The following is an 11,394-nucleotide window of genomic DNA, read 5'->3' as shown; positions in this document are numbered from 1 at the left end:
TCCGCTCTGCTTTCCAGAGTGACCTCGTCCGCGCGGTACAGGGGCCTGAGAGATTCCGGGGAGGATTTGCTCCTTCGGCGCCCACCGGAAGGTTTCTCCGGGGGACTCTCCCGCACGGGGTCGACAGCCACGCCCAGCCTACCAGCGCGGTTGAGACTCCCTTCGCTCAAGTGGCCGACATCCCGGATGTGCACTTTGGTAGGGGGTAGAGGAGTTGCGACCAGTTGGAGGGACCGTGCAGACCGACATCGATCCGCGCAGCCTGATCGGCCGCAAGGCGTACGACCGGAACGGACACAAGATCGGAACCGTCGACGAGGTGTACCTGGACGACGCGACGGGCGTCCCGGAGTGGGCCGCGGTCCGCACCGGCCTGTTCAGCCGGGACGCCTTCGTCCCCCTGGAGCCGAGCGACCTGCTCGACGACGGCCTCCACGTCCCGTTCGAACGCGCCCTCATCAAGGACGCCCCGGACTTCGGCGTGGGCCGCCACCTCTCCCCGGAGCAGGAACTCCAGCTCTACCGCCACTACAGCCTCGCGCTCCCCCCGCCCCCGGCGGACGCCCCGGACAAGGACTTCGGCCGCCTGGCGGGCCAGGAGGGCGCCTGACCGAAAGCCGGCCCACGACCGTACGAAAGCCCCACCCGGCGCCACGGTCCGCAGCCCCCGACGGTGCGGAACCACCCACGGGAAGACCCGCACCCCGGCCCACCCACCGTCACGGGTGGTGCGGGTGGGAACCCGGCCCGGCCGCAGGGCCGGGCGCACCCCCACGGACCGCGGCAGGCGGCACTGCGGCACCCTCCACGGGCAAACCCGCACTCGGCCCCCGCTCCCGCACCAGCGGCAACGCCTCTCCCGTCGTCAGCTCCGGGTCGTCCACGGCGAACGTCCGCACCCGCCCCGGCGCCGATCCCGGCTCCTCGAACCGCACCGTGACCCGGCCGAGCCCGCTCCCCTGCACCCACCCGGCCCCGTGGACCGCGTGCCGCACGTCGTGCCCGGGCGCCCAGTGCCGCTCGGCGGCCGCGACGGGTCCGGCCGGCTCGGCAGCCTCGGCCGCCGGCACCGCAGGGGCGGCACCCTCCTCGCCCCGCTCCCCCGCCGGCTCCGCCTGGGCGAACAGGTCCTCCTGCGTGTAGTCCGCGAGCCCGCTCACCCCCACCCCGAGCAGCCGCACGCCCCCGGTGGTGTCCACGGAGTCGAGCAGCCGTCCCGCCGCCTCCCGCACGACCCCGAGCGCGTCCGTCGGCCCCCGCAGCGTCTCGGAGCGGGTCAGCGTCGAGAAGTCGAACCTCCGCACCTTCAGGACGATCGTCCGCCCCGAGTGCCCCGACGCCCGCAGCCGCTCCACGCACCGCTCCGCGAGCCGCTCGACCTCGCCCCGGATCCGCACCCGGTCGTGCAGGTCCACGGCGAAGGTGTCCTCGACGGAGACGGACTTGGCGTCCCGCTCGGCCACCACGGGCCGGTCGTCGTGCCCCTGGGCCATCCGGTACAGCGAGGCCCCGTGCGCCCGCCCGAGGAGCCGTACGAGCTCGTCCTCGCCCGCTTCCGCGAGGTCGGACACGGTCGTCATACCGGCCCGCCTCAGGTGCTCCCCGGTCGCCGGTCCGACCCCGGGCAGGATCCGCACGGACTCCGGTCCGAGGAGCTCCCGCTCGGTGCCCGGCTCTATGAGGGCGAGTCCGTCCGGCTTCGCCCGCTCGGAGGCGATCTTCGCGAGCATCTTCGATCCCGCGAGCCCCACGGAGCCGGTGAGCCCGGTCGTCGCGAGGATGTCGGCCCGCAGCCGCTCCCCCGCCGCCCGCGCGCCCGCCGTGTCGTGGGCGACGCCCCCCGCCTCCAGGTCCACGAAGGCCTCGTCGAGGCTGAGGGGCTCCACGAGCGGGGACAGCAGCCCGAGCAGCCGCATGACCTGCTCGCTGATCGACCGGTAGAAGGCGAAGCGCGGCACGAGATAGGCCGCGTTCGGCGCGAGCCGCCGCGCCTGGCCCATCGGCATCGCCGAGTGGACCCCGAAGCGGCGCGCCTCGTACGACGCGGTGGCGACCACGCCCCGGGGCCCGAGCCCACCCACGACCACGGGTTTTCCGCGCAGGCTGGGCTTCGCCGCCTGCTCGGCGGCGGCGAAGAACGCATCCATGTCGAGATGCAGGATCGTCGGCGCGGTTCTCACGCCCCCGATGCTCCCTCATCCCACTGACAACGCCCCGCGACGGCCCCGGGCCGGCTCAGACCGCCCGGTCCCGGCGCCGCCGGGCCAGCTCGTCACCGGGGTTGTGCCCCACCAGCGTCTCGCCGGTGTCCACCCGCTCCCCGTGGAGCTGCGAGAGCGCCGCCTCCACGTCCCGCCAGACCACTCCGACGGCGATGCCGAAGACGCCCTGACCGCCCTGGAGCAGGTCGACGACCTCGTCCGGCGAGGAACACTCGTAGACCGTGGCCCCGTCGCTCATGAGCGTCATCCGCTCCAGGTCCCGGAAGCCCCGGGCCCGCAGGTGCTGCACCGCGGCCCGGATGTTCTGCAGGGCCACCCCGGTGTCGAGAAAACGCTTGACGATCTTCAGGACGACGACGTCACGGAAGCTGTAGAGCCGCTGCGTCCCCGACCCGTACGCGGGCCGCACGCTCGGTTCCACGAGTCCGGTGCGCGCCCAGTAGTCCAACTGGCGATAGGTGATCCCGGCGGCCGCGCACGCCGTGGGGCCGCGGTAACCGATCACCTCGTCCGCCGCGCCCGTACCGGCCTCCGTACCGAAGTCGCCCACTCTGCCGTGAAGCGGATACGGACCGTTCTCCCCGGACGTGCGTCCGAGGGAGCTGCCCGCCGTACCGTCCGCGCTGCTCATCACGCCGACCCTCCGTCCTTGACCTGCCCACACGAAGGTAGGCAGTCACTCGGGGTGCGTCAACGATCGCCACACTCGGCACGCCGAGTGATAATCACCCTGAGAGTGGTTTCCCGTGTCTCTCTTCGGGGAAAGGCTACTCGAATGCTCTGACAGCACCCCGCGAACGGCCCATGGCCGCACCGCTCGTTCTCACTGACTGTTGGTCCCGAAATCCTCCGGTGAGATCTGGTCGAGGAATTCGCGGAACTTCTCCACCTCGTCCTCCTGCTCGTCCGGAATCGCGATGCCGGCGTCGTCCAGGACACCGTCGCTGCCGAAGATCGGCGTCCCGGTCCGGAGGGCCAGCGCTATCGCGTCGGACGGCCGGGCGCTCACCTCGACGCCGCTGGCGAAGACCAGTTCGGCGTAGAAGACCCCGTCACGCAGATCCGTGATGCGGACTTCGGTGAGCTCCTGCCCCACGGCCTCCAGCACGTCCTTGAACAGGTCGTGCGTCAGCGGTCGCGGAGGGGCCATCCCCTGCTGCGCGAAGGCGATCGCGGTCGCCTCCCCCGGTCCGATCCAGATGGGGAGGTAACGATCGCCTCCCACTTCACGTAGGAGCACGATCGGCTGATTGGAGGGCATTTCCACTCGGACACCCACAACGTCGAGCTCGTTCACACAGCAACCCTAGGACGTGCCCGACCGGTTTGGATAGTCGGGCCCCTCCGAGGCCGCTCACGAGGTCACTGCGAGCGGATGCCCAGGGCGATCTGCATCAGGGCCGCGTGCAGCCGCACCGACTGCGCGGCCAGCTCCTTGGCGGTGGCCTCCGCATGGGCCCTGGTCTGCGGATTGCGGTGCCGGCGCAGCGGCGCGACCACCTGTTCGATCAGCCCGGCCTCCCGTTCGGCGGCCGCCTTCACGGCCCGCAGGTGGCGGGGCTCCAGGCCGAATCTCCCCAGATCCGCCACGAGCCGGGCGACGGTGACGGCCTCGGGGTCGTAGCCCCCGCCCTCCGTCTCGGCGATCAGACCGTACGACTCCCACTCGGCGAGCTCGGTCTCGGTGACCTCGGCGGCGGCGAGCAGCTCGGCCCGTCCGAGCCGCGCGGCGGCCGGCGGCTCCGCCTCCTGCTCCCAGGGGCCCTCCAGGAGGTCCCGCCGGCGCCCCGGGGCCGGGAGGCTGATCTCCTCGCCCCGGGCGAGGGCGTCGAGGTGCTCGCGGATGACCTTCAGCGGAAGGTAGTGGTCCCGCTGCATCCGCAGGATCCGGGCGAGCCGCTCCACGTCCTGCGGGCCGAACTTCCGGTATCCGGAGGCCGTCCGCCGGGGCTCGACGAGCCCCTCGGCCTCCAGGAACCGGATCTTGGAGATGGTCACTTCGGGAAACTCGTCGCGAAGCAGGTTCAGCACCGTGCCGATGCTGACCGTGTCGCCCGCGATGGCGGTGCCGGATCCGGCACCGCCCGTCGGTGTTCGCAGCATGGACCTTCCCTGAAGGGGGTTCCCCGAGGCGTCACACGCCCCGCTGGCTCGAATGGAAGACCAGCCGGTACTTGCCGATCTGCACCTCGTCACCGTTGGACAGGACGACCGAGTCGATCGGCTCGCGGTTGACGTACGTGCCGTTGAGGCTGCCGACGTCCGAGACGGTGAAACTGCCGTCCTGACCCCGCCGGAACTCGACGTGCCGCCGGGAGACCGTGACGTCGTCCAGGAAGATGTCGCTCTGCGGGTGACGGCCGGCCGTCGTCAGCTCCCCGTCGAGGAGGAACCGGCTGCCGGAGTTCGGACCCCGGCGCACCACGAGCAGCGCGGAGCCCGGCGGCAGCGCCTCCACGGCCGCCAGCGCCTCCGGAGAGAGCGAGGGCAGCGCGGTCTGGCCGGTGACCTCGGCATCGTAGGCCTCCAGGCCCGAGATGGAGATCGTGGACGTCGTCTCCGACGCGCGCTCGGGAGCGATCCCGCCGCGCAGCGGCGTGCCGCAGTGGGAGCAGAAACGGCTGTCGGCCGCGTTGCGGTGGCCGCACCTCGTACACACCGGCATGGACGCATCCTCCTGCCGCGGCTGCCCCGCCGAGGTCTGTGTCGCATACGGGTCGGGGGAAAACCCTCCACCCGTACTCGAGGTCGATGGTTCTCCGAAACCTATGCGGGCGGCCCCGGCGGGGTCAACAGAAGACGCGCCCGGTGTGCCCGGAATGTCACCGCCCTGTCCCCCGACCTCGTCACGGAAGAGCGGGCGCTCGCCGCCCTGCTCCTCACTCTGGGCGTGGCGCGGCGCGCGGTGCCTGGCGTTGCCGCCGTCCTCGCGTGCGCTCTTGCCGAACAACTTCGCAAACAACTTCACGGGCGATTCCCCTTGACCGAAACAGACCCGCCCGTGGGGCAGGACGAACCGAGATCCATCACACCTGCCGACCCGGACACCTTCACAACGTCCGTATCCTCCGGACAGTTTCCACCACGCACCACCGTTGTGATGCGCCGACCCCCCGCAAGGCCCTGCCCTTGTCGCGGGACCCCCCTCGTACGCCTCCTCACTGCGAGGACGACTGAGCGTAGTCAGGCCGCTTCGCAGGTCGCAAGGCGTCGACGACGATCTTCGGCGACCGTTCCACCGTGACCGTGGCCTGCTCCTTCTCGAGGGTCTGCACGACACCGCCGGGGATGTTGAGCGCGGGCTCGAGATCCTCCGGCTTGCCGATGACCTTGAAGACGTACGGAGCGGCCACCTGCGTTCCATCGATCCGCATGTCGTCACCGCTGCCGGTGAAGTAGCTGTCCGCCACCACCCGGACACCGTTGACCTGGATCGCCTCGGCGCCCGCCGCCCGCAGCTCCTGGATGGCGTCGAGCAGCATGTCCGACTCGACGGCGCCGGTGGGGTCGCCGACGGACAGCGTGATGCCGGGGCCCTCGGCGGCGACCGTGCCGGCCAGGATGCCGAGCTGCCGCTCCTTCTCCTGGGTCTGCTTGCGCGCCTCCTCGGCCTGGTCCGAGCTGGACTCCAGCTCGGAACGCTGCTTCTCCAGACGGGCCTTCTCGTCCTCCAGGCGCTGTGTGCGGTCGTCGAGCTCGTCGAGGATCCGCACCAGGTCCTCCTGGCGCGCGCCCCGGAGGGCGCTGTTGTCACTGGTCGAGGAGACCTGGATGGCCAGGCCGAGCCCGAGGCCGAACAGGAGCAGTGCGACGACGAGTTGGGCCCGGGTCACCCGGGGCGGCCACAGCGCGGAGACCAGCCTGCGCCGCCCGCCCCGCTCGTCCCGGGCGGACGGGGCCGGCGGCTCGGCGACGGGAGGTGCCTCGGCGGGCGTTCCGGCCACCGGAGGCGCCTCGGCCGCGGGAGGAGGCGTCACGGGCTTCCGTACGCCCCGGTCCGCGCTTCCGGACGCGGCGGGGTTTCCGGGCGCGACGGGCCTCCCGGGGACGTCAGGCCTCCCGGACGCCGCGGGCAGGTCGGGAACCGCGCCGGGCGCGCCCCCGCCCGTGGGCTTCCGGTGCTGGTGGGGGTGGGCGGCGGGCGGATGCTTCTCCACCTTCCGGAAGACCTGGGTGTCCACGTCCTCGGGCACGTCGGGCACACCGGGCCCCCGGGGCGCCGCGGGTCCTTCCGGAGCCCGGGCCCCCTCGGGCACGTCGGGGTCCCCGGGAAGCCGCCGCTCCTCCGGCCCCCGGGGCCTCCGGGGGCCCTGCGGGCTCTGCGGAGCCCGAGGGCTCCGAGGCTTCTGCGGGCTCTGGGGGTCCTGGGGGCTCCGCGGGTCCTGCGGGTTCTCGCTCATCGGCCTCACGCCCGGAAGACGTGGCGCCGGATGGCGGCCGCGTTGGAGAAGATCCGGATGCCGAGGACGACGACCACACCGGTCGACAGCTGCGCGCCCACGCCCAGCTTGTCGCCGAGGAAGACGATCAGCGCGGCCACGACCACGTTGGACAGGAAGGAGACCACGAAGACCTTGTCGACGAAGATCCCGTCGAGCATGGCCCGCAGCCCGCCGAAGACCGCGTCGAGGGCGGCGACCACGGCGATCGGAAGATAGGGCTCGACCACCGCCGGAACCTCGGGGCGGACCAACAGTCCGACCACCACTCCGACGATCAGGCCCAGTACGGCGATCACGATGTGCCCTTCCCTGTGTCGGCCGTGGCCCGACCGGAGGGCGTCGCCCCGGCCCCCCTCGGCTCTGCGGTACGTACGGTCAGGCTCGGCGCGGCCGGCAGGCGCACGTCGCCCTCGGCGGAGATGCTGCTCCTGATCCCGAAGTTCTCCACCAGCGCGTGCAGGTACTGCCCGTCGGCGCTGTCCTGGAACGCGGTGCTCAGCTTCTGCCCGTTCCCGATCGCGAGGACGGTGTACGGCGGCACCAGCGGCTTGTTGTCGACCAGTATGGCGTCGCCGGCGGCCCGGATCGCGGACAGCGACGTCAGCCGCTGCCCGTTGATCGCGACCGCTTCGGCACCCGACTCCCACAACCCGTTGACCACGCGCTGCATGTCCCGGTCGCGGACCCGGCCCGTGTCGGAGAAACCGCTGCTCTCCCTCGGTCCGCCACCACCGGTGTCGGTGTCCTTGGCGTCGTCGACGACCAGCTTCACCCCGGGGCCGTGCACCGGCGTCGCCCCCGAGAGCAGCGCCACCAGCTCGGCCTGGTCGCCCCCGTGCTCCTGGAGCGCCTGCCTCTGGCGCTCCCCGACCTCGGCCCGGATCCGCTCGACGTCCTGCTCCAGGCCGTCGGCCTCCGAGGACTCCGTCTCGATCCGGTCGATCAGCTCCTGCCGCTCCTTGGCGACGACCGGCGCGGAGACCCGCGCCTCGGCCGCGCCGACGGTGACCACGGCGGCCGCGAGCAGGAGGCCGGCGGCGACGCCGAGCTTCGCCCGCAGGCTGCGGGGCAGTCCACCGCCCTCGGCGGCCCGCCGGGCGGTCGCCTCGGCGTACCCGTCGTCGAGGGCGTGGTCGATCACGTTGTTCAGCAGCGACATGGACGCGTCCGGTCGCGGCGGTGGTGAACCGGTGCTCCGAACGGGGGGCTGCTGCGACATGCCGCACATCGTCGCACGTCGTACGGCGTACCGCCGAATGGCCCCTCCCTCCGGTGGGGAGGCACCCCAGAGGGCACCTCCCCACCGGACGGGGCGACTACGTCAGCGACCTGCGCTGTCGACCACCGCGGCCCACTCGTCGAGCAGGGCCTGCGCGGAGGTGTCGTCGGGGCCCTCCGCCCACAGATGGGTGACGGCCTCGGCGGGGTCGGGCAGCACCATCACCCAGCGCCCGTCGGCCTCGACCACCCGGACGCCGTCGGTGGTGTCGACGGAGCGGTTGCCCGCCGCCTCGACCACCTTGCGCATCACGAGCCCCTTCACGGCCCACGGGGTCGCGATGTCCCGCTTGAGGACGTGGGCCCGCGGGATGCGGGCGTCGATCTGGCTCAGCGTGAGCTGCGTCCGCGCCACGAGACCGAGCAGCCGCACGAAGGCGGCAGTCCCGTCGAAGACGCTGCTGAACTCGGGCACGATGAACCCGCCGCGCCCGTCGCCGCCGAAGATCGTCGACTCCTCCCGGCCGACCCGGGTGAGGTCGTCGGGCGAGGTGGTCGTCCACTCGACCTGGGTGCCGTGGTACGCGGCGACCTGCTCGGCGATCCGCGTGGTGGTCACCGGCAGCGCGACCCGTCCGGAGCGCCGCTCGGCCGCCACCAGGTCCAGCATGACCAGGAGCGCCCGGTCGTCCTCGATGATCCGGCCCCGCTCGTCCACGAGCGACAGCCGCTCGCCGACGGGGTCGAACCGCACGCCGAACGCGGCCCGCGCCGAGGCCACGATCTCCCCGAGCCGTACGAGCCCGGCCCGCCGGCTCTCGGCCGACTCCGTGGGCCTGGACTCGTCGAGACCGGGGTTGATCGTCAGCGAGTCGACCTGGAGCCGCCCGAGCAGACTGGGCAGTACGAGCCCGGCGCTGCCGTTCGAGGCGTCCACGACGACCTTCAGCCCGGCCTCCGCGATCCCGGAGGTGTCGACGTTCCGCAGCAGCGACCCGGTGTACGAGTCGAAGACGCTCGCCGGGAAGGAGAGGTCCCCGATCTCACCGGGGAAGGCCCTCCGGTACTCCTGGCGCGCGAACACCCGGTCGAGCTTGCGCTGGCCGCCCTGCGAGAGGTCGGCGCCGCGCTCGTCGAAGAACATGATGTCGACGGAGTCGGGCACGCCGGGCGAGGTCCGGATCATGATGCCGCCGGCGCTTCCGCGCGCGGTCTGCTGTCTCGCCACCGGCAGGGGCACGTTCTCCAGGTCCCGCACGTCGATGGCGCTGGCCTGGAGCGCCGAGATCACCGCCCGTTTCAGCGCGCGAGCGCCCCGGGAGTGGTCACGGGCCGTGGTGACGGTCGAGCCCTTCTTCAGGGTCGTGGCGTACGCGCCCGCGAGGCGGACGGCCAGCTCGGGGGTGATCTCCACGTTGAGGATGCCGGAGACCCCGCGCGCTCCGAAGAGGTGGGCCTGTCCCCGGGACTCCCAGATGACCGAGGTGTTGACGAACGCGCCGGCCTCGATCGTCTTGAACGGGTACACCCGGACGTTGCCCTGCACGATCGATTCCTCACCGACCAGGCACTCGTCCCCGATGACGGCTCCGTCCTCGATCCGGGCGGCCCGCATGACGTCGGTGTTCTTGCCGATCACACAGCCGCGCAGATTGCTCTGCTGGCCGATGTAGACGTTGTCGTGGACGACGGCCTTGTGCAGGAAGGCACCGCTCTTGACGACGACGTTCGAGCCGACGACGGTGTGCTCGCGGATCTCGGCACCGGCCTCCACCTTGGCGTAGTCGCCGATGTAGAGCGGGCCCCGCAGCACGGCGTCGGGATGCACCTCGGCACCTTCCGAGACCCAGACTCCGGGCGAGATCTCGAAGCCGTCGATGTCGACCTGGACCTTGCCCTCCAGGACGTCCGCCTGGGCCTTCACATAGCTCTCGTGCGTGCCGACGTCCTCCCAGTAGCCCTCGGCGACATAGCCGTAGATCGGCTTGCCCTCCTTCATGAGCTGCGGGAAGACGTCCCCCGACCAGTCGACCGAGGTGTCGGCCTCGACGTAGTCGAACACCTCGGGCTCCATCACGTAGATGCCCGTGTTCACGGTGTCCGAGAAGACCTGGCCCCAGGTCGGCTTCTCCAGGAAGCGTTCGACCTTGCCCTCCTCGTCGACGATCGTGATGCCGAACTCCAGCGGGTTCGGCACCCGCGTGAGGCAGACCGTGACGAGTGCGCCCTTCTCCTTGTGGAAGGCGATGAGATCGGTGAGATCGAAATCGGTGAGCGCGTCCCCCGAGATGACGAGGAAGGCGTCGTCCTTCAGCGCTTCCTCGGCGTTCTTCACGCTTCCCGCTGTACCGAGCGGCTTCTCCTCGTTGGCATAGGTGAGCTCCATCCCGAGCTCTTCGCCGTCACCGAAGTAATTTCGGACCAGAGAGGCGAGAAACTGCACGGTGACGACGGTCTCGTTGAGACCGTGCCTCTTGAGCAGTCGCAGGACGTGCTCCATGATCGGCCGGTTCACCACCGGCAGAAGAGGCTTGGGCATGCTCGAGGTCATGGGGCGAAGACGGGTTCCCTCGCCACCGGCCATCACGACGGCCTTCATGTCGGAAGCGTCCTCCTTCAAGAGATGACGGTCCTGCCGACTTCGCCTGTCCGCTCAGTAGCCCGCGGACGTCCTCGTTGTTGCCGGCGACGCTGCTCGACACAGAAGGAACGGGCTCAATCGGCCTCGGTATCCGTCTTCACGAGTCGACGGACCTGGACCACGTAGAGGATCCCTGCCCACCAATACAGAGTTGTACCCCATCCGGCGAAGGCCCACCCGAAAACTTCAGCGAGTGACGAAAGCCAGCCCGTTCCGTCACTGAGAAGCAGCAACGGGAACGCGTACATGAGGTTGAAAGTCGCAGCTTTCCCGAGGAAGTTGACCTGCGGTGGCGGGTAGCCGTGCCGGCGGAGGATTCCCACCATGACGAGGAGCATGGCCTCGCGCGCCAGGAGGGCGGCGGTCAGCCACAGCGGAAGGATCTCCCGCCAGGTGAGGCCGACGAGGGTGGACAGGATGTACAGGCGGTCGGCGGCGGGATCGAGCAGCCGGCCGAGGCTGCTGATCTGGTTCCAGCGTCGGGCGAGTTTCCCGTCGAGATAGTCGCTGACGCCACTGAGCGCCAGGACGAGAAGCGCCCATCCGTCACTCTTGGGGCCGCCGAACTCGGGGCGGAGAATCAGCCACAGAAACAGCGGTACGCCGACGAGGCGCGCCATGCTGAGAATGTTGGGGATGGTGAGGACCCGGTCGGTCTGAACGCGAGTCTCCTGGACCTCCACCCGGGGGCCTCCTGCTGGGATGGTGCCGACGTTGCCCCCTGACCCTACCGTCAGCCGATGGACCACCGCGCACGGGGTCGCGCCGGCCCCCTGGAACGCAGAAAAGCCCCGCACCAGATGGTGCGGGGCTTTCCCACAATGATTGTTCGGCGGTGTCCTACTCTCCCACAGGGTCCCCCCTGCAGTAC

11 protein-coding genes and 1 riboswitch are annotated in these 11,394 nt (G+C 71.0%); of the genes, 1 reads left to right on the top strand and 10 read right to left on the bottom strand.

Annotated features, from left to right (window positions below; genetic code table 11):
• Window positions 1-23: 23 nt before the first annotated feature.
• Window positions 24-123, bottom strand: a riboswitch (glycine riboswitch).
• Window positions 124-235: 112 nt separating this feature from the next.
• Window positions 236-610 (top strand): PRC-barrel domain-containing protein, encoded by a 375-nt coding sequence (locus tag ACWGSR_RS27860; protein WP_376235606.1) that lies wholly within the window; start codon window positions 236-238, stop codon window positions 608-610.
• A 109-nt stretch (window positions 611-719) separates the two neighbouring features.
• Here ACWGSR_RS27860 and ACWGSR_RS27855 read toward each other — a convergent pair whose 3' ends face one another.
• The 10 genes from ACWGSR_RS27855 to ACWGSR_RS27810 form a co-directional block, all read right to left on the bottom strand.
• On the bottom strand, window positions 720-2,180 hold the full coding sequence (locus ACWGSR_RS27855) for a DNA polymerase IV (protein WP_453570070.1): 1,461 nt from the start codon (window positions 2,178-2,180) through the stop codon (window positions 720-722).
• 55 nt (window positions 2,181-2,235) lie between these two features.
• A complete protein-coding gene (locus ACWGSR_RS27850) occupies window positions 2,236-2,853 on the bottom strand; it encodes a MerR family transcriptional regulator (protein WP_376235602.1) in 618 nt (205 codons plus the stop codon).
• 192 nt (window positions 2,854-3,045) lie between these two features.
• Window positions 3,046-3,519, bottom strand: coding sequence for a bifunctional nuclease family protein (locus ACWGSR_RS27845; RefSeq protein WP_017238433.1), 474 nt, complete (start codon window positions 3,517-3,519; stop codon window positions 3,046-3,048).
• 65 nt (window positions 3,520-3,584) lie between these two features.
• Window positions 3,585-4,325: a transcriptional regulator FtsR gene (gene ftsR, locus ACWGSR_RS27840; protein WP_453570068.1), complete on the bottom strand. Its 741-nt coding sequence runs from the start codon at window positions 4,323-4,325 to the stop codon at window positions 3,585-3,587.
• A gap of 31 nt (window positions 4,326-4,356) precedes the next feature.
• A complete protein-coding gene (locus tag ACWGSR_RS27835; protein WP_376235792.1) occupies window positions 4,357-5,298 on the bottom strand; it encodes an FHA domain-containing protein in 942 nt (313 codons plus the stop codon).
• An 82-nt stretch (window positions 5,299-5,380) separates the two neighbouring features.
• Window positions 5,381-6,199 (bottom strand): DUF881 domain-containing protein, encoded by an 819-nt coding sequence (locus tag ACWGSR_RS27830; protein WP_453570212.1) that lies wholly within the window; start codon window positions 6,197-6,199, stop codon window positions 5,381-5,383.
• Between the two features lie 428 nt (window positions 6,200-6,627).
• Window positions 6,628-6,960 carry a small basic family protein gene (locus ACWGSR_RS27825; RefSeq protein ID WP_015032176.1) on the bottom strand — a complete coding sequence of 111 codons (333 nt, stop codon included), beginning with the start codon at window positions 6,958-6,960 and terminating at the stop codon, window positions 6,628-6,630.
• Window positions 6,957-7,883, bottom strand: coding sequence for a DUF881 domain-containing protein (locus ACWGSR_RS27820; protein ID WP_376235594.1), 927 nt, complete (start codon window positions 7,881-7,883; stop codon window positions 6,957-6,959). The genes ACWGSR_RS27825 and ACWGSR_RS27820 overlap by 4 nt, the downstream gene beginning before the upstream one ends.
• Window positions 7,884-7,985: 102 nt before the next feature.
• On the bottom strand, window positions 7,986-10,481 hold the full coding sequence (locus tag ACWGSR_RS27815) for a sugar phosphate nucleotidyltransferase (RefSeq protein WP_376235592.1): 2,496 nt from the start codon (window positions 10,479-10,481) through the stop codon (window positions 7,986-7,988).
• Window positions 10,482-10,597: 116 nt separating this feature from the next.
• Window positions 10,598-11,206 carry a CDP-alcohol phosphatidyltransferase family protein gene (locus ACWGSR_RS27810; protein WP_125667251.1) on the bottom strand — a complete coding sequence of 203 codons (609 nt, stop codon included), beginning with the start codon at window positions 11,204-11,206 and terminating at the stop codon, window positions 10,598-10,600.
• Between the last annotated feature and the right edge of the window lie 188 nt (window positions 11,207-11,394).

It is taken from the genome of Streptomyces sp. NPDC055632, assembly GCF_053618675.1.
Note: the sequence above shows the minus strand (reverse complement) of the source record. Positions and strands in the feature narration are given on the sequence as shown.

Excerpts from the sequence above, each read along its gene's own strand:
- ACWGSR_RS27850 (WP_376235602.1), bottom strand. The coding sequence starts at position 2,853 with ATGAGCAGCGCGGACGGTACGGCGGGCAGCTCCCTCGGACGCACGTCC.
- ftsR (WP_453570068.1), bottom strand. The coding sequence starts at position 4,325 with ATGCTGCGAACACCGACGGGCGGTGCCGGATCCGGCACCGCCATCGCG.
- ACWGSR_RS27820 (WP_376235594.1), bottom strand. The coding sequence starts at position 7,883 with ATGTCGCAGCAGCCCCCCGTTCGGAGCACCGGTTCACCACCGCCGCGA.
- ACWGSR_RS27815 (WP_376235592.1), bottom strand. The coding sequence starts at position 10,481 with ATGAAGGCCGTCGTGATGGCCGGTGGCGAGGGAACCCGTCTTCGCCCC.